Annotated in this window: 29 protein-coding genes and 1 pseudogene; 10 read left to right on the top strand and 20 right to left on the bottom strand. The window is 61.9% G+C overall.

Annotation, left to right across the window (positions count from 1 at the left end; translation table 11 throughout):
- Positions 1–138 precede the first annotated feature (138 nt).
- Positions 139–1,734, top strand: coding sequence for an N-acetylmuramoyl-L-alanine amidase family protein (locus H8S57_RS05785; RefSeq protein WP_186907124.1), 1,596 nt, complete (start codon positions 139–141; stop codon positions 1,732–1,734).
- Positions 1,735–1,829: 95 nt separating this feature from the next.
- Here H8S57_RS05785 and H8S57_RS05780 read toward each other — a convergent pair whose 3' ends face one another.
- Together H8S57_RS05780 and H8S57_RS05775 are read right to left on the bottom strand one after the other, a co-directional pair.
- The gene (locus tag H8S57_RS05780) at positions 1,830–2,594 is read right to left on the bottom strand and encodes an SDR family NAD(P)-dependent oxidoreductase (RefSeq protein WP_186907204.1); all 765 of its coding nucleotides are present in this window, start codon (positions 2,592–2,594) and stop codon (positions 1,830–1,832) included.
- A gap of 317 nt (positions 2,595–2,911) precedes the next feature.
- Positions 2,912–3,880, bottom strand: a complete 969-nt coding sequence (locus H8S57_RS05775; protein ID WP_186907123.1) for a flavodoxin family protein — start codon at positions 3,878–3,880, stop codon at positions 2,912–2,914.
- A 192-nt stretch (positions 3,881–4,072) separates the two neighbouring features.
- Between H8S57_RS05775 and H8S57_RS05770 the strand changes: the two genes are divergently transcribed.
- From H8S57_RS05770 to H8S57_RS05755, 4 genes are all read left to right on the top strand, one after another.
- The gene (locus H8S57_RS05770) at positions 4,073–4,477 is read left to right on the top strand and encodes a DUF3783 domain-containing protein (protein WP_207723712.1); all 405 of its coding nucleotides are present in this window, start codon (positions 4,073–4,075) and stop codon (positions 4,475–4,477) included.
- Positions 4,478–4,528: 51 nt separating this feature from the next.
- Positions 4,529–5,125 (top strand): glycerol-3-phosphate acyltransferase, encoded by a 597-nt coding sequence (locus tag H8S57_RS05765; RefSeq protein WP_186907122.1) that lies wholly within the window; start codon positions 4,529–4,531, stop codon positions 5,123–5,125.
- Positions 5,126–5,175: 50 nt separating this feature from the next.
- On the top strand, positions 5,176–5,679 hold the full coding sequence (locus H8S57_RS05760; RefSeq protein ID WP_186907121.1) for a GreA/GreB family elongation factor: 504 nt from the start codon (positions 5,176–5,178) through the stop codon (positions 5,677–5,679).
- A gap of 694 nt (positions 5,680–6,373) precedes the next feature.
- Positions 6,374–6,730, top strand: coding sequence for a sporulation initiation factor Spo0A C-terminal domain-containing protein (locus H8S57_RS05755; protein ID WP_287879819.1), 357 nt, complete (start codon positions 6,374–6,376; stop codon positions 6,728–6,730).
- Between the two features lie 117 nt (positions 6,731–6,847).
- Here H8S57_RS05755 and H8S57_RS05750 read toward each other — a convergent pair whose 3' ends face one another.
- The 3 genes and pseudogenes from H8S57_RS05750 to H8S57_RS05735 form a co-directional block, all read right to left on the bottom strand.
- Positions 6,848–7,186, bottom strand: a complete 339-nt coding sequence (locus tag H8S57_RS05750; protein ID WP_186907119.1) for a cupin domain-containing protein — start codon at positions 7,184–7,186, stop codon at positions 6,848–6,850.
- A 23-nt stretch (positions 7,187–7,209) separates the two neighbouring features.
- On the bottom strand, positions 7,210–7,641 hold the full coding sequence (locus H8S57_RS05745) for a cupin domain-containing protein (RefSeq protein WP_243204715.1): 432 nt from the start codon (positions 7,639–7,641) through the stop codon (positions 7,210–7,212).
- Positions 7,642–7,900: 259 nt separating this feature from the next.
- A pseudogene (locus tag H8S57_RS05735) lies at positions 7,901–8,140 on the bottom strand (DUF6514 family protein); the annotation flags it as partial.
- Between the two features lie 228 nt (positions 8,141–8,368).
- On the opposite strand from H8S57_RS05735, the gene H8S57_RS05730 reads away from it, so the two are divergent.
- Positions 8,369–9,091: a LytR/AlgR family response regulator transcription factor gene (locus H8S57_RS05730; RefSeq protein WP_186907115.1), complete on the top strand. Its 723-nt coding sequence runs from the start codon at positions 8,369–8,371 to the stop codon at positions 9,089–9,091.
- A gap of 137 nt (positions 9,092–9,228) precedes the next feature.
- Here H8S57_RS05730 and H8S57_RS05725 read toward each other — a convergent pair whose 3' ends face one another.
- Complete coding sequence (locus H8S57_RS05725) at positions 9,229–9,867, bottom strand: DUF624 domain-containing protein (protein WP_186907114.1); 639 nt, start codon at positions 9,865–9,867, stop codon at positions 9,229–9,231.
- Positions 9,868–10,068: 201 nt separating this feature from the next.
- Here H8S57_RS05725 and H8S57_RS05720 point away from each other — a divergent pair, with 201 nt between their 5' ends.
- The 3 genes from H8S57_RS05720 (at position 10,069) to H8S57_RS05710 (ending at position 12,029) form a co-directional block, all read left to right on the top strand.
- Positions 10,069–10,758, top strand: coding sequence for a GntR family transcriptional regulator (locus H8S57_RS05720; RefSeq protein ID WP_186907113.1), 690 nt, complete (start codon positions 10,069–10,071; stop codon positions 10,756–10,758).
- A 62-nt stretch (positions 10,759–10,820) separates the two neighbouring features.
- Positions 10,821–11,777 carry a tRNA dihydrouridine synthase gene (locus H8S57_RS05715; RefSeq protein WP_243204714.1) on the top strand — a complete coding sequence of 319 codons (957 nt, stop codon included), beginning with the start codon at positions 10,821–10,823 and terminating at the stop codon, positions 11,775–11,777.
- 12 nt (positions 11,778–11,789) lie between these two features.
- Entirely contained in the window at positions 11,790–12,029 is a 240-nt protein-coding gene (locus H8S57_RS05710) for a GIY-YIG nuclease family protein (protein ID WP_352408573.1), read from the top strand.
- On the opposite strand, the gene H8S57_RS05705 is transcribed toward H8S57_RS05710, so the two are convergent.
- The 13 genes from H8S57_RS05705 to H8S57_RS05645 form a co-directional block, all read right to left on the bottom strand.
- Positions 11,986–12,657, bottom strand: a complete 672-nt coding sequence (locus tag H8S57_RS05705) for a hypothetical protein (protein ID WP_186907112.1) — start codon at positions 12,655–12,657, stop codon at positions 11,986–11,988. The two genes, H8S57_RS05710 and H8S57_RS05705, sit on opposite strands and share 44 nt — an antisense overlap.
- A gap of 13 nt (positions 12,658–12,670) precedes the next feature.
- Positions 12,671–13,147, bottom strand: a complete 477-nt coding sequence (locus H8S57_RS05700; protein WP_186907111.1) for a hypothetical protein — start codon at positions 13,145–13,147, stop codon at positions 12,671–12,673.
- Positions 13,134–13,472 carry a hypothetical protein gene (locus H8S57_RS05695; RefSeq protein ID WP_186907110.1) on the bottom strand — a complete coding sequence of 113 codons (339 nt, stop codon included), beginning with the start codon at positions 13,470–13,472 and terminating at the stop codon, positions 13,134–13,136. Before H8S57_RS05695 ends, H8S57_RS05700 begins: the two co-directional genes overlap by 14 nt.
- A gap of 17 nt (positions 13,473–13,489) precedes the next feature.
- Complete coding sequence (locus tag H8S57_RS05690; RefSeq protein ID WP_186907109.1) at positions 13,490–13,714, bottom strand: helix-turn-helix domain-containing protein; 225 nt, start codon at positions 13,712–13,714, stop codon at positions 13,490–13,492.
- A gap of 12 nt (positions 13,715–13,726) precedes the next feature.
- Complete coding sequence (locus tag H8S57_RS05685) at positions 13,727–14,314, bottom strand: DUF2975 domain-containing protein (protein ID WP_186907200.1); 588 nt, start codon at positions 14,312–14,314, stop codon at positions 13,727–13,729.
- A 130-nt stretch (positions 14,315–14,444) separates the two neighbouring features.
- On the bottom strand, positions 14,445–15,170 hold the full coding sequence (locus H8S57_RS05680; protein WP_186907108.1) for an NAD-dependent protein deacylase: 726 nt from the start codon (positions 15,168–15,170) through the stop codon (positions 14,445–14,447).
- Between the two features lie 40 nt (positions 15,171–15,210).
- The gene (locus H8S57_RS05675) at positions 15,211–15,372 is read right to left on the bottom strand and encodes a FeoB-associated Cys-rich membrane protein (protein WP_186907107.1); all 162 of its coding nucleotides are present in this window, start codon (positions 15,370–15,372) and stop codon (positions 15,211–15,213) included.
- Between the two features lies 1 nt (position 15,373).
- A complete protein-coding gene (gene feoB / locus H8S57_RS05670) occupies positions 15,374–17,827 on the bottom strand; it encodes a ferrous iron transport protein B (protein WP_186907106.1) in 2,454 nt (817 codons plus the stop codon).
- Between the two features lie 413 nt (positions 17,828–18,240).
- Positions 18,241–18,690: a CD1247 N-terminal domain-containing protein gene (locus tag H8S57_RS05665; protein WP_186907105.1), complete on the bottom strand. Its 450-nt coding sequence runs from the start codon at positions 18,688–18,690 to the stop codon at positions 18,241–18,243.
- A 300-nt stretch (positions 18,691–18,990) separates the two neighbouring features.
- Entirely contained in the window at positions 18,991–19,560 is a 570-nt protein-coding gene (gene efp, locus H8S57_RS05660) for an elongation factor P (protein ID WP_186907104.1), read from the bottom strand.
- An 81-nt stretch (positions 19,561–19,641) separates the two neighbouring features.
- Positions 19,642–20,706, bottom strand: coding sequence for a M24 family metallopeptidase (locus H8S57_RS05655; RefSeq protein ID WP_186907103.1), 1,065 nt, complete (start codon positions 20,704–20,706; stop codon positions 19,642–19,644).
- A gap of 80 nt (positions 20,707–20,786) precedes the next feature.
- On the bottom strand, positions 20,787–21,653 hold the full coding sequence (locus H8S57_RS05650; RefSeq protein WP_186907102.1) for a TIM barrel protein: 867 nt from the start codon (positions 21,651–21,653) through the stop codon (positions 20,787–20,789).
- A complete protein-coding gene (locus tag H8S57_RS05645) occupies positions 21,650–22,159 on the bottom strand; it encodes a YqeG family HAD IIIA-type phosphatase (RefSeq protein WP_186907101.1) in 510 nt (169 codons plus the stop codon). The genes H8S57_RS05650 and H8S57_RS05645 overlap by 4 nt, the downstream gene beginning before the upstream one ends.
- Before the next feature lie 87 nt (positions 22,160–22,246).
- Between H8S57_RS05645 and H8S57_RS05640 the strand changes: the two genes are divergently transcribed.
- Positions 22,247–23,023 carry a glycoside hydrolase family 18 protein gene (locus H8S57_RS05640; protein WP_243204713.1) on the top strand — a complete coding sequence of 259 codons (777 nt, stop codon included), beginning with the start codon at positions 22,247–22,249 and terminating at the stop codon, positions 23,021–23,023.
- A 57-nt stretch (positions 23,024–23,080) separates the two neighbouring features.
- On the opposite strand, the gene rpsU is transcribed toward H8S57_RS05640, so the two are convergent.
- Positions 23,081–23,263, bottom strand: coding sequence for a 30S ribosomal protein S21 (gene rpsU, locus H8S57_RS05635; RefSeq protein ID WP_186907100.1), 183 nt, complete (start codon positions 23,261–23,263; stop codon positions 23,081–23,083).
- Positions 23,264–23,351 lie beyond the last annotated feature (88 nt).

Here is a 23,351-nt window from a genome sequence, read left to right as displayed (position 1 = left end):
GCGCCGCCGGTCCGCAGAAAGCGCGGCTTCCGCGCGCCTGCGCAAACCGCTTATGCCGGAACCGCCCCCCAAAGATCCAGGGGCGCTGCGTACGTATTGCGGTCAAAGGCATTTCGTTTGGAGAAGGGGAAGCCTGTCATGGGGAAACGTCTTTCGGTCCTGCTGCTTGCGTCGATGCTTCTCTCCCTGCTGGTCCCGGCTGCTCAGGCGGCAGGGGCCGCGGGAGGGATCGACGTCTATTTTTATGAGGAGGCCGCCGGCGCGTATGGGGCGCTGACTCAGACCGATCTGGTGACCCTCACCCTCGACGGGGCGCCCCTGGCGCCCGACGGCGTCCCCGCGCTCGTCCAGTATCTGGGGAGTGACGGCCGCACGCTGGTGCCGGTACGTCTCATCGCGGAAAAGCTGGGCGCAGCGGTGACCTGGGTGCCCGATACCCGGCAGGTGCTCATCCTCGAGTCCGGTCGGAATATTGTGCTTACTCTGGGCTCCTCCACCGCCCTGGTCAACGGGCAGACCGTGGAGCTGCCCGGCGGCGTGCCCGCAGGCGTGGTCAAATGGGACGGCCTGGAGAGCACCATGGTGCCCCTGCGCTTTGTCTCGGAGCAGCTGGGAGCCACGGTGGATTGGGACAACGACAGCTTTACCGCCATCCTCACCTCTCCCGGCGCGTCCGTGACGCCGGAGCCCTCTCCGGGACCGTCGCCCACGCCCACGCCTTTGCCCACGCCGGCGCTCCCGCCCGTCCCCAGCGGAGACGACCGGGGTTACATCACCGGAGTCTCCTCTGATTCGGACACACAGACCGTGCTCATCGAGACCGACCACGTTCCCGAGTACCGGGTGCTGGACCTGGGAGACCGCGTGGCGGTGGATGTGCTGGGCGCGGTGCTCCACTCCGGCGAGGCCGGTATGGTCACCATCCCGGTGGACAACGATATGATCACTGCGGTACGCTACTATCAGCATGAGGACGATCTGGGCTACGGCTATCCCCACACGGTACGGGTGGTGCTGGACCTGAAAAGCGGCATCACTTACTCCAAAAACCTGAAGGTAGAGGCGGGGAGCAGCGGCGTGCGGGTCACCGCCTTCCTGACCGACGGCGACCGGGAGGACACCGATTTTACCCCGTCTGCCCCCATCGACCCGTCCAAGTCCACCATCGTACTGGACGCCGGCCACGGCGGGGCCCGGTCCGGAGCGGTCTATCCCGACGCCTCGGGCACAGAGGTTCTGGAGAAGGACCTGGCCCTCTCCATGACGCTTAAGCTGCGGGACCGTTTGGTTGCCGCCGGTTACAACGTGGTGCTCACCCGGGAGAGCGACGTGGAGGTCGACCTCTATGAACGGGCGGACATCGCCAATGCGGTGGGGGCCGACCTGTTTATCAGCATCCACTGCAATGCCTCCGGCACTGTGCCCAGCTTTCAGGGCATCTATACTTACTACCATCCCTCCAGCGGGCGGGGCAAGCGTCTGGCCGAGGCCATCCAGACGCCTTTGTGCGCCGCCACCGGCGCCATCGACCGCGGCGTCAAGGACGCCGACTTCGTGGTGCTGCGGGAGACCGAGATGTGCGCCGTGCTGGTGGAGACCGGCTTTATGTCCAACAGCGAGGAGCTTGCCCGGCTGTGCGACGGCGCCTATCAGGACAAGGTGGCCCTTGGGATCGCGGAGGGGGCCATCCGCTATTTGAACGGCCTGAACACCGCAGAGACCTCCGCCGAGTAAACCAGAGCGCGCCGCCCCATAATGGGGCGGCGCGCTCTGGTTTGCGGCAAGCGCCCGGCAGTCCGTTTGCCGCGCCTGCGCTTCTGCGCCGGATATCATACCCGGCGCAGTCCCTCCCAGCAGGCCATGATAAAGCAGTGGGGCAAAAATTTGCTGGCGACCCGCTGCACCAGGGCGGGCAGCCCGCAGGTGGTCACCGCCAGCAGACGGCTGTCCCGCAAGGCACGCCGGGCCACGGTCTCCGGCCGCAGGGCAAAGGGAAAACGGCGCACGGTCCTGCCGTTTTTGGTGTCCCGCGCCACCGCCATAAAGTCCGTCTTGATCCAGCCGGGGCACACCGCGCACACCCGGATGCCGCGGGGCGCCGCCTCCCACCGCAAGGCGCGGCTGTAACGCAGCAAAAACGCCTTGGTGGCCGCATACACATTAAAGCCGGGCAGCGGCTGGAACGCGGCGGAGGAGCAGATCTCCAGCACCCTGCCGCCCCGCCCCATGTGGGGCAGCACCGCGGCGGTAATTTCCACGGCGGAGCGGCAGTTCACATCGATCATATCGCCCGTCTCCTGAAGGGTCATATCCCTCCAGGTGCCAAACTTTCCAAAGCCAGCGGCATTGATCAGCACCCGCACGTCGGGCTCTTCCCGCTCCAGGAGGTCCCGCAGCTCCAGGATACACTCCTGTTTGGCCAGATCCAGGGCAAGGCAGCGCATGGGGGTGCTCAGCCTTCCCGCCAGCTCCTCCATCCGCCCGCCCCGGCGGGCCACGCCCCAGATCTCGTCCAATCCTCCCTGCGCGTCAAGCCGTTGGACAAACGCCCGCCCCAGGCCGGAGGACGCCCCCGTCACGATGGCGATCTTCACGCGTACCGCTCCCCTTTCCAATGCCGTTATGGTTCCGTTCAGTTTTCCCGAAACCGCCCCGGTCCATACAGGGCCAGTTTACACGCTCTCCGCAGAAAAGGCAAGGCAACAACTGAGGCGGGACCGCTTACGCGGTCCCGCCTCACAGCTTGTCGAAAAAGGCCTTTTTGACAGCCTCCTGAGTGTGACGCGCCCAAATCCGGCGAAGCCGCTTTGGGGCGCAGGCCGCGGCCCGAAGCGCACACGCGCGGGCCGGGATGTACTTTCCGCGGCGTACACGCCGCCTGTCGCTCAAGCGGCAACGCCGCCCGGGAAGATCAAGCCCGCACGGGCCTGCTGGAGGAAATAAAATCGCGGTACTTGGCCTTGCGGGCCTTGGCCTCGTCGGTGGCCATGGCGGCGCGCGCCTTGCCCTCGTTGTTCTGGATGTCGTCTCCGTGGATGAACTTGCCGGAGATGGAATCGTGGGCGTGGGGAAGCCACTTCTCGGCGTCATACTCAAAAACGTACTTGCCGTCCACGTTCTTCATGACGCCCTCCATGCCGCACAGGCAGCAGATGGCGGTGCCGTCCTCCTGCAGGAAGAAGTTATTGCTGTGGCAGTAGGGGCACACGCCCTGGGCGCCCTTGTAATCCTCGCCCATGATGCCGTGGGGCACGTTCAGGGTGCCGTCCTCCACCTTTCGGGCGGCATGGGCAATGTTCACGCCGATCTGATGGGCCTTGGCGATGGCCGCATCGTTCATGATGATGTCCAGTGACCACTTGAAGCACTCGTTATCGATCACGCACCACTTGGGCGTAAGGGCCTGCGTGTTAAAGTCGCACTGGATGCGGGTGGCCCAGTCGGAGCCGCCGATGCCCATGTAGGAGACGACCTTCTCCTTCAGGTACTTGGGGTCGATGGGCTTGCCGCCCTGCTCGGCAATTTTGGCGGCGATCATGACGTTCCCGCGGTCCAGACGGGGTCCAAAGCGGTCCATGACGGTGTGGAACAGGCCGGACGCGCACTTTTCAAAGATGGGCACCGCCCAGACGATGCCGTCCGCATCGTACATCTTGTCCACCAGCCACTGAAAGTCATCCTTCAGCACGCAGGCGTTTCCGCGGCCGGAGAACAGGCTCATGACACAGGCCTTGCAGCCGGTGCAGTGCTTGATCTCCAGCTGGTTGAGATTGATGAATTCCACCTCGGCGCCGCACTCCTGCGCGCCCATCAGCGCCTCCTTGCACATGGCGTCGTTGCTGCCGTTGGGGGTCCCCCCGGAAAGGCCGAGAATCTTCATGTCCAGTTCCTCCTACATACCGTTTTGTTGTTTGTGCGCGGGTTCTGTTTCTGTCTATTTTGTCAAAAAGATTATATGCGTTCCGCTGCTTTTTGTCCAACAGTTCAATGCTGTTTCCTTCACAACCATCCGTTGTATGTTGACCTTCCGCCGGTAAACGGGTACAATAGCAGGGAAAGGAAGGCGATCCTCATGAGCGCACCGCTGATTCTGCTTTACAACCTGGACAACCCCAGGGGCTCCAAGCTCCGGCGCATGTGCCTGCCCCTGAAACTGCGCACCCGGCTGGTCTCCAAGGAGGAATACGCCCTGCCGCTGTCCGTCCTGGCGGAGGGAGACGGCAGGGCCGCGCCCCACCCGGACCAGGACTTTGACGACGAGATGCTGCTGCTCTGCGGCTTGACGGGCCCCCAGCTGGACGCCTTTCTCCAGGGCTTCCGCCGGAACAGGCTCCCGCCGGTGGCCCTCAAGGCGGTGCTCACCCGGACCAACCGGGACTGGGACTCGTTCCGGCTCCACGCGGAGCTGCTCCGTGAGCGGGAGGCCCTTGCCTCCGGCCGGGCAGTCCACGACAAAGAGGGCGCCTCCGGCGGCTAAAACGCGGCTTTTCCGGACAAACTGAGCGCAGTTGGAAAGGGGGCGACGGACATGGAACGCGGGCTCTGCCTTTTGCTCGGCTATCTCTGCGGCTGCTTTCTCACCGCCGAGGCGGTCGCCTGGCGGCATGCCGGCCAAAGCGCCGCCGCTCTGGGCTCCGGCAATCCCGGCATGGCCAACATCGCAAGCCAGTTGGGAAGGAGCTGGGGGGCCGTGGTGCTGCTGGGGGACATCGCAAAAACCATTTTAGCCTGGCTCCTGGGCCGTCTGCTGTGCCCCGGCCTGGCTCTGGCGCCCCTGTGGACGGGATTGGGCGCCGTATTGGGCCACAATTTCCCCTTCTGGCGGGGCTTTCGGGGCGGAAAGGGCGTGGCGGTCACCTGTGCCTGTCTGGTCCTGTTTTCCCCTCTCTGGGGCGGCCTGGCCTGTCTGGGCGGGCTGGCGGCAGTGCTTTTCTCCGGTTACCTGCCGCTGGGCGCGGTGACGATTCCTGTCCTGTTCGTCCCTCCCGCCTTTCTCTGCTACGGGCGGGAGGCTGGGGCCCTGGCCCTGATCCTGGCCCTGACGATGTTCTCCCGCCACGTGCGGGGGCTGCGCCGCATGCTCCGCGGAGAGGAGCCCCGGAAATTCCGTGGCAAACAGCGCTGAGTTGTGCTATAATATCCGGCAGAATCACTTGCAAGCGGGGGGAAACTGCCATGCACAACGAACTGACGAAAAAGGACATCCAGATGATGCGGGAGGAGCTGCATCAGCGCCGTACCGTTCTGCGGCCCCAACTGTTGGAAGCGGTGAAGGAGGCCCGGGCCTTCGGAGATCTGAGCGAAAACTTCGAATACAAGGCCGCCAAGCAGGAAAAGAACCAAAACGAGCGCCGCATCCGTTTTTTGGAGAACATGATCCGAACCGCGGTGGTCATTTCAGACCAATCCCAGGCCGATACGGTGGGACTGTTTGACAAGGTCACCATCCGCTTGGCCGACGACGATGTGGACGAGACCTATCAGGTCGTCACCACCATGCGTCAGGACGCCCTCCGCGGCCGGATCAGCAAGGAATCTCCTGTGGGGAAGGCCCTGCTGGGCCGCCGCGTGGGAGAGCGTTTCCATATCCAGGTCAGCGAACGCTATGGCTACGACGCGGTGGTGCGTGCCATCGAAAAGAGCGAGGACGACGGCTCCGCGCCCCTGAACCGTTTCTGAACCGCGCGCCCGGGATCTGCTACAGGTCCCGGGCGCGCGGTTCGATTGATTGCAAGCGGCTTTCGGCGGGCTGCCCCGCCTCAGCTTCGCTTTTGCCGCCAAGGCTGCGGCGGTTTCTCCCCTCCTCACGCCTCAGGCCCTGAGCGGAAGCATTCCGCCAGGGCCTGAAGCATGCCCGGGCAAAGAGCCGATGGCCCGCCCCGGAAAAATGCACTCCGTCGAAGGCCGGCTCCACGCCCCGGGCCCCCGCATCGGCAAATCCGACGCCAAGCTTCCGCGCCAGGGAGCGTTTCCGGCAACGGTTCCGCCTTGCCCGCACAGCAATCCCCAAAAATCGAATCCCCCCGCGTTCCCGGCGCCGCCGGGGAATAACGGGCGTTCCGGGAAACAAAGCGCAAATCGCCGCTGTGCGGCCGCTCCGCACGGCAGCTGCCGTGCAATTGCGCAAACGGACTGCAAACAGCTTCTGTACGCGATTCAGGCATGGAACGCTTTGAGCTTTCAGGCGGCCGGCTTGGCCCTGCGCTCATTCAGATACCTTTGCCCGGCTCCGTTTGCAAGGCGTCCATTTCCATAATACAATATTTTTGGAACTGATTTTATATTTTTCCTTTTTTCGGGTGAAATTTTCTTGCATATTTCCAGATTTTGTTTTATTATGGTTGCAGTGAACCATAAAAAAGGAGTTATTGTTGTGACTGATATCTATGATATCCTCTCCAGGCTCGGCGTCGTGCGGAAATACCTGGGCAGAGACTACCTGGCTTACAGCATCCGGATCACCCTGCAGAATGAAAATTACTTTTTTCTGGTGACCAAGTGCCTTTATCCTGACGTAGCCAGTCATTTCAATACGAACTGGAAGCGTGTGGAACGGGATATACGTACGGCCGTCAAGGCGGCATGGAAATCCAACCGGGCCTATCTGGAAGAACTGGCCTGCCGGCCCTTGAACGACCCGCCCAAACCCATTGAATTCATCGATATCATTGTTACCTATCTGATCCGTGAGAAGGCGGCAGCCCCTTGCTGGAAGGCCCGGGCCGAGTAAACCGCCGGGCGCAGGCCGGCGCCTTCGCCTTTTCGGTCCGCGCCCGGCGTTTCAAACGAAACGAGCTGTGCTCCAGGTATCTCCGGGCACAGCCGTCTCCGTGTTGATCCGCTCTGTTCAGTTCGCTTTGACAACCGTGAGCAGCATTTTGAATGGGGTACGCGCCTGCACCGCATGCGGGATCCCGGCCGGCATGATAATGGCGCTGCCCGCCGGGACCGTATGCGCCGCGCCGCCGATCGTGATCTGCGCCTCGCCGTCTAAAACATAAACCATGGCGTCGCCGGGCGCAGCATGGGTGCTGATGCCTTCTCCCGCATCAAAGGCAAACAACGTCATTCCCACGCCGGGACGCTGGGTCAGGGTGAGGCTGACGACCTTGCCCTTCTCGTAAGCCACCTGCTCTTTCAGCGGCAGAGGCTGCGCACGGTCCAAATTCTTGATGAGCTGTTCCATCTGTTTTCCTCCAACTTTTTTGATCATTGCACGGTAATCTGCAGCAGCTTGAATGCGGGCCCGCCTCCCACCGCGTGCAGCGTGCCCGCCGGCACCGCCATACAGTCGCCGGCCCCGAGCAGGTGGCAAGCGCCGTTAACCCGTAACGGCATCTCCCCCTCCAAAACATAGTAGAAGGTGTCTCCCGGATAGCTCTCCTCGCTGACGCCCTCCTTATCAGCGAAGGCGAGCAGCGTCATTTGGCAATGCTCATTCCGGGAAAGCGCCATGCTCACCACACGGTTCGGCTGGAATGTGACCATACCGGAGAGCTGTTCTGTATGGTTGATGGGAAGATGTTTGAATTGCTGCATGGATTCCGCTCCTTCCATGGGACAAGATTGTTTATAGTATAGCACAAAATCAGAAAAAAACGGTTGCAGCTGCAACCATTTTTTTCTGATTTTTAAACCCATCCTTTTCCGCACAGCGTCTGCGGGATTTGATCCGCTGCACCCGACGGCCTCCCCCGCAGTCGGAACGCTCCACTTTGCTGCGCTTTGGCATTGCAAACGTTTTGGCAGCAAAGCGGCTGGAAAATAACGCAATTTTTATTGCGTCCTGCCGTAATACGCGATATAATATGAAATGTGACAAAATGAGAACGGACTCCGGCACGGAACCATCCCGTTTCGGAGTACCGTTTCTGTGGTTCGCCCTGATTTTTCCGGTCCTTTATAAAATCGCGTCTTCAATCACCTCGCGCAAGTGGATGATTTCCAGCTGCAGCCGGTTGCAAATCTCTACGAAGTGCTGGGCAGTCTCTGTGCTTAAAAACACGTCCGGAATGTATGCAACCTGTTCCTGCTGCTGTTCTACGATTTGATAGGCACACACACCAAAAGCAGTATATACGCCTAAGTCGTGATCATGGAACTCCTCCTGAACCGCCTGATAAGCAACCATGATGGCTTCTCCTCTCTGTGGTTTCTTTTGTTCTGGTCCCTATCTTAGCACAACAGGCACCGGTTGTACGCTTTTGGTGAAAACAGGGCGTTGGTCGATGAATTTGTCATAGTTCGGCCTGCGGCAGCAACAATATCTTGTTGAAAAAGCACACCATATTTTCTATTATATGGAATATCGTGTGTTTTGCTTTGGTGGTTCAATTCCTGCCCTTTCATCAAATCGGGAGGTGTTTTCATGCACATCGCGGTCTGTGACGACAGTGCCTTTGACCGTGAATTGATTGTTGAACTGCTACACATCTATTTCGCACAAAAACCATTTCAATACAAATTGGCCCAATATAACAGCGGCATCAATCTGGTGTGCGACGTAGAGGATGGCTGCTGGTTTGATATCATCTTTCTGGATATCTATATGAACGGCCTGCTCGGCATCGACGCGGCGCACAAGCTTCGCGCCCTTGGTTTTGACGGCGCGATCATTTTTCTGACCGCCTCGGCTGATTTCGCGGTGGACAGCTATGACGTGGCGGCCGCCGGATACCTGCTCAAGCCCCACAGCTTCGATAAGCTGTGCCGGTGTATGGACCGCGTCCTTCAGGATTTTGATACCTGCACGTACCAGGTACAGCAGCGGATGCGAATCGTCCGTGTACCGTATACCGAGATCACGTTCATAGAGAGCTCCAACTCCAAGTGTATCCTCCACCGCAGCGACGGCAGTTGTTACATCGTCTATAAAAAGCTGGGAAAAATCGAGGCGGAACTCAGCGACAGCCGTTTTCTCCGCTGTCATCAGAGCTATCTGGTCAACATGGACTTTATCGCCCAGGCCGACCGACAATTTCATTTGACCACCGGCGAGAGCGTATTGATCCGCCAGCGGGATCTGAAATCCATCCGTCAGGCCTATCTGGATTATGTCCAACCGCAGGCGAACTCCAAGCCCATTCCATAACGGCCCTGTTCTGGAAGCCAGCTTATCTCATCCGATCAATAAAACGCCAACCAAAAAGGATGGAGAATTGCTCAAAACGGCAATTCTCCATCCTTTTTCAGATCAAGCTTTCATCGGGCCGGACCTTCCGCCGCCGTCTATTCCTCCGTCTCCCCGCCGCCGGGGAGCTCCAGATAGGGTCTGAAGATACGCTCCAACGGCAAAGAGGCCAGCAGCGCGGCCACGGCCGGCAGAACCAGCACGGGGATCCAGAAGGAGAGACACGCCCACGCGGCCGCCGCCGTCAGCAGCCCCAGCAGCAGCGTGGAAGGAAGATGGTTCAGCGCCAGTTTCCAGCAGGTGCCGATCAGTCCTCCCGCGCCGAAGGTGAACCGTGAGAGCACGGGGAAGAGATAGCTGATCATCCCGATGGGCAGAAGCAGCAAAAGCAGATAGGCATAGTAAAGGACCACGCCCGCCTTCCCCGTCAGCGCCAGCCGGTAAAGGAAATTTCCCAGGCCGTACAGCAGAACCGCCGCCGCCAGCACTGCAAGCGAAGTAAGCGCGCCCACCTTGAAATTGAGCCGAAAGGAATGGAAGAAGCGCTGGTAAATGTTCCCCGCCTCCCCGCGGCGCAAGATCTTGACCGCCGCGTCGTACAACGCCGCCGTCGCCGGGCCAAGGGTAACCAGCGGAATGCTGCACAGCGCCCACATCAAACTCAGCATCACCAGGTCCGCCAGCTTGTCCGCGGTCCGGAAAAAGGCGTTCTCCGGGTTGAATATTCTGCCAAACAAATCTGCCGCCTCCTCTCCGCATTACGTCCGACACTGCCTTTATTGTACCCCATTCCGGCCCTCAGGTCAATCACACGCTGCGGGCGCCTGATTTTCACCTTTACAGGCGGCGGCGTCTTCGGTATAATATGGTACAAAGGCAGAATACCTGTGGTATTCCAACCGGTTTTGCGGATGGAGCAGGAAAGGAGCGCCAAGCCAATGCCAACTCAGCATGATACCAACGCGCTGGTCCAGGCCCCGGAGAGCAAGCAGCAGCAAGTCTACAAGCTCATCCGGGACGCCATCCTGCGCGATGAATTTCCCGCCGGCACCGTCATGGTGGAACGCAAACTGTGCGATATCTATGGGGTCAGCCGTTCCCCCATCCGAAACGCCCTTCAGCAGCTCACCTTTGAGGGGTTTCTCTCCTACCAGCCCGGCAAGGGTACGGTCGTGGCGGATTTCTCTCTGGAGGATATCCTGGAGGTCTATGACCTGATCGAGCTGTGCCAGCTCTATGCCGTTCGTCTATGGGCCGAACGCCCCGACGCGTTCGCTCTGGAGACGCTGGGCCGGATCATCCAGCGCAACCGGCAGGCCATCGACAGCGGAGATCCCTATGAGACCTCCGTATGGGACCAGCGCTTCCATGAATTTATTGTGGCAAAGGCCGGCAACCACCGTTTGCAGGGCATCTATGAGCAGCTTCACAACCAGCAGCTGCGCTTTATTGCCCGTTCCCTCCACGACATGACCCTCTCGGAGCGTTCCTATCAGGAGCACAAGGCGATCTGTGAGCAGCTCGCCGCCGGGGACGCCGCCGCCGCCGAGCAGGCGGTCCGCCGGCATTACGCCTCCCTGCGCCAGTATTACGTCCATCTGCTCATCAGTAAAGACTACCGGGCCTGACCCGGCTCCGGCGTGCCCATGGCCAGAGCCGTACGTATCCTGCGGAAAGGGACCTGATCGACATGCGTTACTACTTCGCCCCCATGGAGGGGGTGACCGGCTGGCTCTTTCGCCAGGCCCACCGCCACTGGTTCTCCGGGGTGGACCGGTACTTCATGCCCTTTCTTTCGCCCCGGCAGGAACACGCCTTCACCCGCCGGGAGGCCTCCGATTTCCTGCCTGAGCACAATCGGGGCCTGTACGCCGTACCCCAGCTGCTCACCCGCAGCGCGGATGATTTTCTTTGGGCCGCCGGAGTGCTGGCAGACCTGGGTTATCGGGAGGTCAACCTGAATCTGGGCTGTCCTTCCGGCACGGTGGTGGCCAAGGGAAAGGGCTCGGGCCTTCTGGGGCGGAGGGAGGAATTAGAGCGCCTGCTGGACGGCATCTATGCCCGTGCCGGCATCCCCGTCTCCATCAAAACCCGGCTCGGCCTGAGGGACCCGGAGGAATTTTTCCCTCTGCTGGAGCTTTTCAACCGCTATCCCGTCTGCGAGCTGATCATCCACCCTAGGGTGCAGAAGGACTTTTACCGGAATCAGCCACGGCTGGACGCCTTTGCCGCCGCACTGGCAAGCTGCCGCGCCCCGGTGTGCTACAATGGGGACCTGGTCACGGCGGCGGACTGCGCCGCCCTGATCCGGCGCTTTCCCGGCGTAACGGCCCTGATGGCGGGCCGGGGGGCCGTGGCCGACCCGGCGCTTTTCTCCAAGGCCCGGGGCGGACCGGGCGCAGACCGCGGGGCGCTGCGCGCCTTCCACGACGAACTCTACGCGGGTTATGCGCAGGCCTTCGGCAGCCGCCGCAACGCCACCCTGCGGATGAAGGAATTCTGGTCCTATCTGCTGGGCCTGTTTCAGGACGGGGCGGGCCAGGCCAAGGCCCTGCGCAAGGCGGCCGACCCGGCCGCCTATGAAGCGGCGGTGAATCATATCTTCCAGTCGCTCCCCCTTCGGGAGGATGCGGCGGTCATCTGGTGAGGGGAACGGTTCGTGTCTTATTGGGTCTATATGCTGCGCTGCCGGGACGGCTCTCTTTATACCGGCAGCACCACCGACGTGGAGCGCCGCTGCGCCCTCCACAACGCGGGAAAGGGCGCCAAATACACCCGCAGCCATGGTCCGGTGGAGGTGGTCTATCGGGAAGCCTGTGCCGACCGGTCCGCGGCGCTGCGCCGGGAGGCCGCCATCAAGCGCCTGACCCGGTCGGAAAAACTGGCGCTGTGCCGCTGAGATAGTCCCGCACCAGATAGCCGTAGGTCCCGCTCCCGGAAGGGGCGGAATCCCGCCCGGTGACCCAGGAGAGACGAGCCACCGGATCCAGTTCCACCAGGGCGTACTGCTCCACCGCATGGTAGCGTACCCGGCCCATTGCTCCGGGGGCCACTATGGTAACCTCGGCATACTGCCGCGGCGCGCCCGCCGGATCGTCTACCAGATAGCGCGCCGTTGCGCCCAGCGGCAGGACCAGGATGGACAGCAGTACCCACGCACACAGCGGGACCAACGCCGCAGCGGACAGCAGGCGTGGCAGCAGCGGCAGACGGGCGCGCACCAGCAGGACCACTGCCAGTACTGCCAGCGCCCCGCCCAGCAGAACATTCTGGCAAAAGGCGGCGCCCAGCGCCGCAGCGGGCGAGAGCAGCGCGCACCACAGCCCGCCCCGCCCATTCCACCGGTAACGCCGCAGTCCGGCCGCGGCCAGCGCCGTCAGGGCAAAATAGCTCCACTCCCAGGCCCAGCGGGCGCCGCTTTGAAATCCCATCCGGGTCTGGAACAGTACGGGCAGCAGCAGCCATCCCAGCAGCAGCACGGGAACAAGCGTTCCCCGGAACCATCGCTCACATGCAAAGCGTCGCATCCGGCATCTCCTTTCAGGTATCGAATTCCAGATAGTAGAGGGTGCCGCTTTGGGCATCGTAGAGGGCCGCGGTATAATTCCAGGAGCCCCGCCGGTTCAGGGGGCGTTCATCCTGCTGACGGTCCCGGAAGTACCAGTAGCAGTCGTCGTTCCCCCTGGGCCAGCCGCCCTCCCCCGCCGGGCCGCCTTCGTACAGGATGCCGCCCAGATAATCGTCAAACGGCCCCTCATTCCACAGGTCGCCCCGGCGGAGGATGCCGTCCTCCACCGACGGGGCGTCCTCCGGAGCGAAGGCCAGCTCCACCAACAGCAGGCCGTCCCCGTGGAACCCGCCATGGCTGTCCTGATAGGTCACCGACTCCGTCCGGGGCAGGTCAAGGCCCACCTGCCGCCCCACATAATCCGCCCGGGAGCCCGAACAGCCGCACAGCGCCAGCAACAGCAACAGCAACAGCGGCGGCAGCGCCGCGCAGCCGTTACGCCGTTTCATGCGCACCCGCTCCGCCCCTCCGCCAGGGGTAACCGGCCAGCGCCAGCGCATTCAGCAGCAGAGTCCCCAGGAAAAGCCCCCCGGCGCACAGCCGGAACGCGCCCGCCGTGTCCAGCAGCGCGGACCAGTCCCGGCGGTCGGCCAGATGGCCCAGGTAGAAGACCACCAGGCACAAAGCAAGCGAACAGGAGGCTGCGCTGGCGGCAGAGCATACGGCCGCTTCCCGGCGGGTAGCTTTATCCCTCCGGGCCAGGGCGGCGACCGGCAGAGCCCAGGCGATCCCTCCCAACGCCAGACCGCCCAGATTGAGCCAGGCATAACCCATGTCGTATTTCCCCTTTCCTAAGAGCGTTTTCCCGCATCATCGGGCACATATTCCAGAATATCCCCCGGCTGACAGTCCAGGGCCTTGCAGATGGCCTCCAGGGTCGTGAAGCGCACCGCCTTGGCGTGGTTGTTTTTCAGGATGGACAGGTTGGCCAGGGTCAGATCCACCCGCTGGGCCAGTTCGTTCAGGCTCATCTTCCGTTTCGCCATCATGACGTCCAGATTGACCATGATCGCCATCGTTCCGCCCCCTTAAATGGTCAGGTCATTCTCTTCCTTCAGCTCGGCGGCCTGACGGAAGAGGGCGGACATGACCATGCACAAAAGGCCCGCCATCAGGAAGATGGGGACAAACAGGGCGTTATAGGTGAGCAGCGGAGCGGCGGAGCGGTAGTAAAACAGCCCCCACACCACCCGTGCCAGCGCGGCGGCGGAGATCAGAAAACAGCACAGGGCCGCCCGCCGGAGGCTGACGCCGTTCTCTGCCCGGAAAGGGGCGCCCGTCAGGATGGTGCCCAGCACCCGGCGGCCCTGCCACAAAATTACGGCGGTGCAGATGCCGCAGAACCAGAGGAAAACGGTCAGCACAGCCCCTGGGGCATCTCTCCAAATCCGCCACAAGAACTGCCAGCAGACCATAAAAAACAGGGCCGCCAGCCGCAGGGGAACCTCCAGCGGGTTTTCGTAGGATGTGAGATACCGGAACGCCTCCATTCCCCCTTCCTGGCCGATGCCCACCAGTCCCGGAACCAGCAGAAGGGCGATAAGATTGCACACAAACGTGATGGTCACCAGGACGTTCAATACCCTCGCCAGCTTTTGTACTACGGTCATATCCATCTTCTCACCTCTCTCAGAAAGGATAGCATGCATTATATTGATTGTCAATTCTTTTTTATCGTTATTCAATAAATTTTTACCGAAGAAAAAGGAGATGGTCCCGGCCATCTCCTTTTTTCCCGCCGTTTCACTAAACCCGGATCTCCCCCAGGATGGCCCCGATGGGTCCCGCGATCACCAGATCGGCGTTCTTGTCGTAGGGCGTGGGGCTTTTGTTGATGAGCACCAGATGCCGCCCCTGGTAATAGCGGATCAGGCCCGCCGCCGGGTACACCGCCAGAGAGGTCCCGCCGATGAGGAGCAGGTCCGCCCGGGCAATGGCCAGCAGGGCCGCCTCCATGGTCTGCTGGTCCAGCGGCTCCTCATAGAGCACCACGTCAGGCTTTATGATCCCGCCGCAGGCCGGGCACCTAGGTACGCCCTGACTGCGCAGCACGAACTTCAGATCGTAGAACCGGCGGCACTTCCTGCAGAAATTGCGGTGGACGCTGCCGTGCAGCTCGTACACGTTTTTGCTCCCCGCCGCCTGGTGAAGTCCGTCGATGTTCTGGGTGATCACCGCGGAGAGCTTTCCCGCCCGCTCCAGCTCCGCCAGCTTCCAATGGGCGGCGTTGGGCCTGGCGTCGGGAAAGAGCATTTTATCGCGGTAAAACCGGTAGAATTCTTCTGGGGAACGCTCAAAAAACGTGCGGCTCAAAATCGTCTCGGGCGGATAGGGATACTGCTGGTTGTACAGGCCGTCCACACTGCGGAAATCCGGAATGCCACTCTCGGTGGACACGCCCGCGCCGCCGAAAAATACGATATTCGGACTGTCTGTGATCCATTCCTGAAGCCGCGCCTGCTTTTCGTTCATAAAAACCTCCTGATCCCCGGCGGCGGGTACGCGCCCCGCCCTATGGTTTCTTCCGGTGGCGGCAATACGTGTGTGGGCAGCTGGAGCAGCCGCCGCAGCCGCAGCCCCGCTTGCCCCTGAGCCGCTGATGGAAGCGGTAGATCAGGTAGGCCGCCGCCCACAGGATCAAAACCGCCACGCCGATGTAAATGACATACTTCATGTTACAGCACCTTCAGGATCAGACTTCCGATCTGATAGACCAGAAAGGACCCCAGGTAAGCCGCCCCGATCTGCCAGGCAACGGAGGCCAGGGTCCATTTGAGGGAGTTCATCTCCTTGCGGATGGTGGATACCGCCGCCACGCAGGGGACATACAGCAGGACGAACACCAGGAAGGCGTAGGCGGCCGCCGGGCTCTGGAACGTGGAGCTCAGCGCCGCGGCCACCGTTGCGCCGCCGGCGGTGACGGAGAAGCCGTAAAGCATGCTCATGGAGGAGACGACCATCTCCTTGGCTACCAATCCGGACAGCAGGGCCACGGCCGCCTGCCAGGTGCCGAACCCCAGGGGGATCAGCACCGGCGCGATCCAGGAGCCCACGTATCCCAGCAGGGAGCGGCTGGCGTCCTCCACCATGCCGAAGGCGCCGTTTTCCACGCCAAACGCCTGGAGGAACCACAGCAGCACGCTCATGGCCAGGATCAGGGTGCCCGCCTTGACCAAAAAGCCCTTTACCTTCTCCCACACGTGCAGGGAGATATTTTTCAGGGTGGGCAGGCGGTAAGGCGGCAGTTCCAGCACGAAGGCGGCGGGCTCCCCCTTGAAGACGAACTTTTTGAGGAGGATCCCCGAAGCGATGGCAAAGAGCAGGCCCAGCAGGTACAGGGAAAAGACCACCGCGCCGCCGTACCGCGGGAAAAAGGCCGCGGTGAGCAGCCCGTATACGGGCAGACGGGCGGAGCAGGACATGAAGGGCACCAGCATGATGGTCATACGCCGGTCCTTTTCGTTCTCCATGGTGCGGGCCCCCATCACCGCGGGCACCGTGCAGCCAAAGCCCATCAGCATGGGGATAAAGGCCTTGCCGCTGAGGCCGAAGCGCCGCAGCAGCCGGTCCATGATGAAGGCCGCCCGTGCCATATAGCCGGAGTCCTCCAGAAAGGAGAGGAACAGGAACAGGATCGCGATCTGAGGCAGGAAGGTGAGCACGCCGCCCACCCCTGCGATCACTCCGTCCACCAGAAGGGCCTCCACCCAGGGCGCCACCCCGGCGGCGGTGAGTCCGGCACGGACAAAGCCGGCAAAATAGCCGCCGATCAGGGTATCTACCCCATCGGAGAGCAATTGGCCGGGGCCGAAGGTGAGGGCAAACATGCACAGCATCATCAGCAGAAACACGGGAATGGCCAGGAATTTATGGGTGACGATGGAGTCGATCCTGTCGGAAAGGGTCGGCTCCCCCAGCGGCCGTCCCTTCTTCACACAGTGGGCCACCACCCGCTGGATGAACTGATACCGCGCGTCGGCGATGAGGGTCTCCCGGTCGCCCAGAGCGTAGGCCCCCTCATACTCCCGGCATACCGCTTCCAGCTGCGTCTTGGCGGTCTCGTCCAGGCCCAGCGCCTGCTCCACCAGCTCGTCTCCCTCAATCAGCTTGATGGCGGCCCAGTGTGCCGGTACCTTGGCGGCATAGGCTTTGTCGTGGATCAACTCGCCCACCTTGTGGTGGATCTGATGGGTAAAATCGTCGTACAGATCGTCGGGCTCTACGGTAACGCCCACATGCATCTGCTGATGGGCCCGCCGCAGCAGCTCCTTGACGTTTTTCCCGGAGCGGGCGGTGATCGGGATCACCGGTACTCCAAGGGCCTGGGAAAGCCGCGCCACGTCGATCCGGTCGCCGTGCTTTTCGACCTCGTCCATAAAATTCAGGGCAATGACCATGGGGCGTTCCAGCTCCAGCAGCTGGGCCGTCAGGTACAGATTGCGCTCAATATTGGTGGCGTCCACAATATTGATGACGGCGTCCGGGTGCTCGCCCACGATGAAGTCCCGGGCCACGATCTCCTCCATGGAATAGGGCGACAGGGAGTAGATGCCGGGCAGATCCACCACGGTGAGCGCCTTGCCATCTACGTCCGCCCTGCCCTCCTTCTTCTCCACCGTGACGCCGGGCCAGTTGCCCACATACTGGTTGGAGCCGGTAAGGGCGTTGAACAGCGTGGTCTTGCCGCAGTTCGGATTGCCCACCAGAGCCAGTTTCATTTCCCGGGTATCGTGACTGGCATAATCCGGCACGCCGCCGTGCTCCGCCGCCTCGTGGGCGTGGTCGGCGCTCATGCGGCGCAGCGCCTCCTCGTCCGGCAGATGCTGCACCATACCGATGCGCTGCCTGCGGGTATCGGCAAAGGCCTCCCCTTCCGCGCCGGTGGCCATCAGGATCTGGTGCGCGTCCTGCTTGCGCAGGGAGAGCTCGTAGCCCCGCAGATTGACCTCGATGGGATCCCCGAAGGGCGCCACCTTGCGCACCGTGATCTCAGTGCCGGGCGTCAGGCCCATATCCACCAGCCGCCGCTTGACGGCGCCCCGTTCATTTCCCGCCTTGAGGATCACGCCCCGCTCCCCCGGGGCCACGTCCTCCAGTGTTTTTCGTTCTTGCTCCGCCTGTGTCCTCATATACCTTCTACCGCCTATTTGTTCATTGCTTACGTTCGAAAAAATTGCATATCGTAGAGATTATACTACCGCCGTCGTGCGGGTGCAATCCGTTTCCAAAAAGAATTCCCCGCCGGCCGGGATATCTTTCCCTCCATCCGTTCGGCCCCTTCCCTTTTTGTCCGCCTCCCGGCGCCTCCTACTTCCAATTCTCCTGAAACAGCGGCCGGGGGAGCCGACAGCGCGGGCCGAGCCCGCACCCATCCGGGCACACGTATGGGTGCGCTTTACCGCCTTCCCCAAAGTCCTCTGCAGGATCAAGGCCCCGGATGATCGGGAGCGGCTGACAAAACCGCCGCGCGCGGAAGACGGCTGGAGCGAACAGACCAGAACGAGCGCCCCGGAATACTCCGGGGCGCTCGTTGGCTTACGTGTTATTCCTCGTCGTGGTCGTGTTCACAGCCGCAGCCGCAGTCGCAGCCGTCGTCACAGCACTCGTCGGAAAGATCCAGCGCAAATTTCTCCTTGCAGCTGGGGCACTGGATCACGCCCTCCTCCAGCACGGATGCGTCGATGACCAGCGTCTCCCCGCAGTTGGGGCACTCGGTCTCAAAAAAATCGTCCTCGCAGCAGCAGTCGTCGTCCTCGTCCTCGTCGTCCTCCTCGAAGACGGCCTCTTCCACCTCGGACAGGTCGTCGGAAAGCGCGTCGATCTCCTCGCCCAGAGCTACGGTGTTCTCCTCCAGATCCTCAATCGACAGACCGATCTCCTCCAGGATGCCGATCATCACGGAGATGAGCTTTCCCTCCTTGGACTTCTCGGTATCGATGGCCAGGCCCTCGGCCAGCCCCTTCAGGTATGCGACCTTTTCAGAAATAGTCATACTTTTCTCCTTTTATTGACGGCGGCGTCACGCCGCCGCCTTACGGGTCAGGCCCGTGCTCTGCCGCTGCCGGCTCAGGCCCTGCAGCGCTCCGGATATTCGCCGGTGCGGGTGAATCCCATACAGGTCATGGCTTTGTATGGGAGCCCGCTTTTTACTTGCGCGGCGGAAGTAAATTCCGCCTTGCGCCAAGGTTTTGCCTGCGGCAAACGCTTGTCCGCGCCATACGGTGCGCCCCGCGCTACGGGGCCTCCGACACCCGCCGGAGCGGTTCTGCCTTCGTACCGCCAAAGCGGATGATCAGGCCTTGCAGCGCTCCAGATATTCGCCGGTACGGGTATCGATCTTGATCTTGTCGCCGGGGTTGATGAACAGGGGCACCTTGATTTCGGCGCCGGTCTCCAGAGTGGCGGGCTTGGTCACGTTTGTGGCGGTATCGCCCTTGAAGCCGGGATCGGTCTCGGTGACCTCCAGCTCCACAAAGGTGGGGGGCTCCACAGCGAAGATCTTGCCCTTGTAAGAGTTGATCTTGCAGGACATGTTCTCCTTGACGAAACGGAAATTGTCGCCCAGGGTGTCCTTTCCGATGGGGATCAGGTCATAGGTCTCGGGATCCATGAAGTAGTACAGGTCGCCGTCGTTATAGCTGTACTCCATATCCTTGCGGTCCACATAGGCGCTTTCGAACTTGGCGGTAGGGTTAAAGGAGGTCTCGGTCACGCCGCCGGTAATGACGTTTTTCATCTTGGTGCGGACAAAGGCCGCGCCCTTACCGGGCTTGACGTGCTGGAACTCGACCACCTGCATGACCTGACCATCCATCTCGAAGGTCACGCCGTTGCGGAAATCACTGGCAGTAATCGTCGGCATTGGTATTCATCCTCCAAAACAAGGTTTCGCATATTTTAGCTATGCTATTTTACTCCATTATTCCCCTGTTGGCAAGGGTTTTTACAGGATAATCAGCTCTTTGGGCGATTTTGTGAGGATCTCGCAGCCGTCCTCGGTCATGACCACCACATCCTCGATGCGTACGCCGAAGCGGCCGGGCAGATAGATACCCGGTTCGGCGGACACGGCGGCCCCGACCGGCATGGGGGTCTCGTCGGCGGTATTGGCATTGGGCGACTCATGGATCTCAATGCCCACGCTGTGGCCGTAGCCATGACCGAAATACGGCCCGTACCCCGCCTCCTCGATGACCTTGCGGGCGGCGGCGTCGATCTGCTTGCCCGGCACGCCGGCGCGGGTGGCGGCAATGCCCGCCCGCTGGGCCCGTAGCACCGTGTCATAGACCTTGCGCATCTCCTGCGTGGGCTCCCCCACCGCCACGGTACGGGTCATGTCGGAGCAGTAACCGCCGTACTTGCAGCCAAAATCCATAGTGATGAAGCTGCCCAGCTCCACCTTCCGGTCCCCGGGAATCCCATGGGGCAGGCTGCCGTTGGGGCCGGTGACCACAATGGGGTCGAAGGACATCTTGTCCGCGCCAAGGCGCAGCATGTCGTACTGGAGTCTGGCGGCGATTTCCCGCTCGGTCATGCCGGGGCGGATAAACCGGATGATCTCTGAAAAGGCCTTGTCGGTGATCTCCTGCGCCTTCTTCATCAATTCGATCTCTTCGGCATCCTTGGCGGCGCGCAGTTTGGAAATAAGCTGATTGGCAGGCGTCAGCGCGCAGGGGAGGTCCCCGGCGTACCGGTTGTACTGGGCCACGGTCATATAGCCGTCCTCAAACCCCAGCTTTTTCACGCCCAGCTCTTCCACCGCGCCCTTTACCAGCGCCTGAATGTTCTTGCTGCGGTCGGTCATGGTGATATGGGCCCCGGCAACCTGCTTTTCCGCCGCCTCGATATAGCGGGAATCGGTAAAGTAGCGGCACTCCCCGCTCGTCACCACCACTGCGCCCTCCCCATGGAATCCGACGGCGTAGAACTCGCCGGGGGCGCTGGTAACCAGCATGGCGTCCAGGCCGTACTCGTCCAGCCCGGCTGCAATTTGTTTGAGATGGTTCATCCTAGTTCTTCCTTTCTGATCATATTCAAATCCTTGGCGTTTTTTCGATCTCCGGCCGGTCCCGTGTCTACCGGCCCGTCTCAGGGGCGTTGGGGCGCGTATGACAAGCGGGCCTGATACATCCGTTTCATCCTCAGCGCGTCTTCCGCCTGAGTGCCGGCGCTTTCGCAGATGAAGGTGGGACTCCAGCCCCGGCGTGCTACCTCCGCCATCAGGGGCTCCGGTTCGGGACCGAAATCGGTCTGCGCAAAGGTAAGGTGCATCTTTTCCCCGCCGTTGGGGGTAAACGCGATCTTGGAAAAGTGGCTGTGGAAACCGGCGGCCCGCTGCTCTCCCAGCACCGCCCGGATGCGGTCCAGGATGGCCGCGCAGGCTTCCGGTCCGCTCAGCCCGCCCAGCGTACGGGCATACAGATGTCCAAAGTCTACCGTGGGCACCAGCCGCTCGTCCAGGGTACACAGCTCCAGCACCTCGTCCAGGTCCCCCAGCTGATTGATCTTGCCCATGGTCTCGGGGCACAGGGCGATATGGCCGAAGCCCGCCTCATCGCAGGCGGCAAGCACCGCTTTGAGCGACAACCGCGCGATATCCAGCGCCGCCCGCCGGCTGCGTTTCATCAGCGCCCCGGAATGGACGACCACCCGCCCGGCCCCCATCCAGTCTGCCGCCCGGCAGGCGGAGACGATATAGCCGATGGTCTTTTGCAGGCTCTCGGGCTCGGGATTGGCCAGGTTGATGAAGTAAGGCGCATGGAGCGAGAGGGCGATCCCCGCCTCCCGGGCCGCGGCGCCCAGCCTGCGGGCGGTCTGCTCCCCCACATTGACCCCCTTGCCGCACTGGTACTCGTAGCAGTCCAGGCCCAGCTCGTTCAGCCACCGGGGCGCATCCACCGAGGACTTGTACGGAAAGGAATCGGCGTTGCCCGCCGGCCCGAATCTTGCGCTCATAATGCTCGTTTTCTCCTTTTCGCCCAGACGCGGAAGGGCCACTCCACCCCATAGCGCAGATAGCGCCCCGGATTGCCCGCAAGCCGGATCGGCTCCACCAGCAGGGTGGTCACTCCGGCCCGCTTCCCGCCCAGGATATCGGTAAAGATCTGATCTCCAACGACCGCGGTCTGTTCCCGGGTACAGCCCATACGCTCCATCGCCGCAGCGAAGGAGCGTACCTTCGGCTTTCCCGCGTGGCCGAGGAACGGGACCCCCAGCGCCTTGGAAAAGCGCTCCGGCCGCTGGGGACGGCGGTTGTTGGACAGCACAAAAAGCTCCACCCCCCGCCCCGCCAGCGCGGCCGCCCAAGCCCGCACTTCTTCCGTGGGTTCGGGCACGCCGTAGGGGACCAGGGTATTATCCAGGTCGGCCAGCAGCAGGCGAATCCCCCGCCGCTCCAGCGCCGCCGGGTCGATCTCAAAAATACACTTCCCGGCCCAATCGGCCAACAGGGAAAAACCCATCCCTTCACCTCTTCTATTCCAGAACTTGTCCGCATATCAGTGATTATACACGTTTCTCACAACATGGACAAGGGGGTACCTTTCAGTATGTTATCCAAATCCAACCTGATCCTGACCGCGCCGCCGGCGGACAGCCGGGCGGCCGGGCGCTTCGGTCTCCCGGTGGGCCACGTGGCCTACCGGGTGGGGGGCGGTCCTCACCTGTTCCGCGCCAGCATGCCCGTCTCCGTTCGGGGCGGTCTGATGGTGGTGGACAATACCGGCTTCTCCGGCGGCGGGGAAGCGGGCCCCTTCTGTCAGGAGGTCTTGCGGGAATGCTCCGCCCGGGGCCTGGACGGGGTCATCTGCGACTTCGAGGGCCGTCCCCTCCAACTGCTGGCCCAGGTGATCCACGACCTGGGGGATATGCTCCACCGGCGGGGCTGGCCGCTGTATGTGACTGAGGCCTACGGCGGCTCCTCCGACAAGGCCAAGGTGCTCATCCCCTCCTCCCTCTCCGGCGGCTCCCTCCAGCAGCGGCTCCAGGACGCGGCGGCGCAATATGGCGCGGAGCGGGTGGCGCTGGCGGTAGAGCGGGTGGCCGAGGATTTCTACCTCCCCTCCCCCACCGGCCAGGGCATGCCGCTCACCCGGGAGGAGCTGCAAAAGCGCATTGCGGAGCGTGCCCCCTCGGTCTTCTTCTCCAATGAGCTGTGCGCCCACTACTTCACCTACATGTCCCGGCAGAATGGCGCGCATTTCGTGCTGTTCGACGACGCCGGCTCCATTCGAAAAAAACTGCAGATCGCCCGCAGCCTGAACATCGCCGACGCGGTGCTGGCCTATCCTCAGGTGGAGGACCTGCTGGAAGAGATCCTGCGCTGACGGCGCCCCGTCCGGCATAACAAAACCCCGCGCCAAACGGCGCGGGGTTTACTGCTCTTAATAGAACTTCTTGCGGTTCTTGCGGGCGGCCTCAGACTTCTTGCGGCGCTTGACGCTCGGGCTCTCATAGTGCTCACGCTTACGAACCTCGGCCAGAACACCAGACTTGGCGCAGTTGCGCTTGAAACGCTTGAGTGCATTCTCCAAGGACTCGCCGTCCTTTACATGGACTTCCGACATTGACTTCCCCTCCCTCCGAGACGGCGGACACCCGCCGCCAAAGGGCCACATAGATATGGCTTTAACAGTATCATTATATGCGCGATAC

It is taken from the genome of Lawsonibacter hominis, assembly GCF_014287895.1.
Lineage (GTDB): Bacteria > Bacillota > Clostridia > Oscillospirales > Oscillospiraceae > Lawsonibacter_A > Lawsonibacter_A hominis.
This window is presented reverse-complemented; position numbering and strand designations above follow the sequence as displayed.

What these genes read in the sequence shown, in the direction of transcription:
- H8S57_RS05640 (WP_243204713.1), top strand. Translation starts at nt 22,247, where the DNA reads ATGTTATCCAAATCCAACCTGATCCTGACCGCGCCGCCGGCGGACAGC.
- feoB (WP_186907106.1), bottom strand. Translation starts at nt 17,827, where the DNA reads ATGAGGACACAGGCGGAGCAAGAACGAAAAACACTGGAGGACGTGGCC.
- H8S57_RS05685 (WP_186907200.1), bottom strand. Translation starts at nt 14,314, where the DNA reads ATGGATATGACCGTAGTACAAAAGCTGGCGAGGGTATTGAACGTCCTG.
- H8S57_RS05730 (WP_186907115.1), top strand. Translation starts at nt 8,369, where the DNA reads ATGCACATCGCGGTCTGTGACGACAGTGCCTTTGACCGTGAATTGATT.
- H8S57_RS05645 (WP_186907101.1), bottom strand. Translation starts at nt 22,159, where the DNA reads ATGGGTTTTTCCCTGTTGGCCGATTGGGCCGGGAAGTGTATTTTTGAG.
- H8S57_RS05785 (WP_186907124.1), top strand. Translation starts at nt 139, where the DNA reads ATGGGGAAACGTCTTTCGGTCCTGCTGCTTGCGTCGATGCTTCTCTCC.
- H8S57_RS05750 (WP_186907119.1), bottom strand. Translation starts at nt 7,186, where the DNA reads ATGGAACAGCTCATCAAGAATTTGGACCGTGCGCAGCCTCTGCCGCTG.
- H8S57_RS05770 (WP_207723712.1), top strand. Translation starts at nt 4,073, where the DNA reads ATGAGCGCACCGCTGATTCTGCTTTACAACCTGGACAACCCCAGGGGC.
- H8S57_RS05775 (WP_186907123.1), bottom strand. Translation starts at nt 3,880, where the DNA reads ATGAAGATTCTCGGCCTTTCCGGGGGGACCCCCAACGGCAGCAACGAC.
- H8S57_RS05695 (WP_186907110.1), bottom strand. Translation starts at nt 13,472, where the DNA reads ATGGGTTATGCCTGGCTCAATCTGGGCGGTCTGGCGTTGGGAGGGATC.
- H8S57_RS05650 (WP_186907102.1), bottom strand. Translation starts at nt 21,653, where the DNA reads ATGAGCGCAAGATTCGGGCCGGCGGGCAACGCCGATTCCTTTCCGTAC.
- H8S57_RS05690 (WP_186907109.1), bottom strand. Translation starts at nt 13,714, where the DNA reads ATGGCGATCATGGTCAATCTGGACGTCATGATGGCGAAACGGAAGATG.
- efp (WP_186907104.1), bottom strand. Translation starts at nt 19,560, where the DNA reads ATGCCGACGATTACTGCCAGTGATTTCCGCAACGGCGTGACCTTCGAG.
- H8S57_RS05715 (WP_243204714.1), top strand. Translation starts at nt 10,821, where the DNA reads ATGCGTTACTACTTCGCCCCCATGGAGGGGGTGACCGGCTGGCTCTTT.
- H8S57_RS05680 (WP_186907108.1), bottom strand. Translation starts at nt 15,170, where the DNA reads ATGAACGAAAAGCAGGCGCGGCTTCAGGAATGGATCACAGACAGTCCG.
- H8S57_RS05765 (WP_186907122.1), top strand. Translation starts at nt 4,529, where the DNA reads ATGGAACGCGGGCTCTGCCTTTTGCTCGGCTATCTCTGCGGCTGCTTT.
- H8S57_RS05665 (WP_186907105.1), bottom strand. Translation starts at nt 18,690, where the DNA reads ATGACTATTTCTGAAAAGGTCGCATACCTGAAGGGGCTGGCCGAGGGC.
- H8S57_RS05700 (WP_186907111.1), bottom strand. Translation starts at nt 13,147, where the DNA reads ATGAAACGGCGTAACGGCTGCGCGGCGCTGCCGCCGCTGTTGCTGTTG.
- rpsU (WP_186907100.1), bottom strand. Translation starts at nt 23,263, where the DNA reads ATGTCGGAAGTCCATGTAAAGGACGGCGAGTCCTTGGAGAATGCACTC.
- H8S57_RS05760 (WP_186907121.1), top strand. Translation starts at nt 5,176, where the DNA reads ATGCACAACGAACTGACGAAAAAGGACATCCAGATGATGCGGGAGGAG.
- H8S57_RS05655 (WP_186907103.1), bottom strand. Translation starts at nt 20,706, where the DNA reads ATGAACCATCTCAAACAAATTGCAGCCGGGCTGGACGAGTACGGCCTG.
- H8S57_RS05745 (WP_243204715.1), bottom strand. Translation starts at nt 7,641, where the DNA reads ATGGGTTTAAAAATCAGAAAAAAATGGTTGCAGCTGCAACCGTTTTTT.
- H8S57_RS05675 (WP_186907107.1), bottom strand. Translation starts at nt 15,372, where the DNA reads ATGAAGTATGTCATTTACATCGGCGTGGCGGTTTTGATCCTGTGGGCG.
- H8S57_RS05720 (WP_186907113.1), top strand. Translation starts at nt 10,069, where the DNA reads ATGCCAACTCAGCATGATACCAACGCGCTGGTCCAGGCCCCGGAGAGC.
- H8S57_RS05705 (WP_186907112.1), bottom strand. Translation starts at nt 12,657, where the DNA reads ATGCGACGCTTTGCATGTGAGCGATGGTTCCGGGGAACGCTTGTTCCC.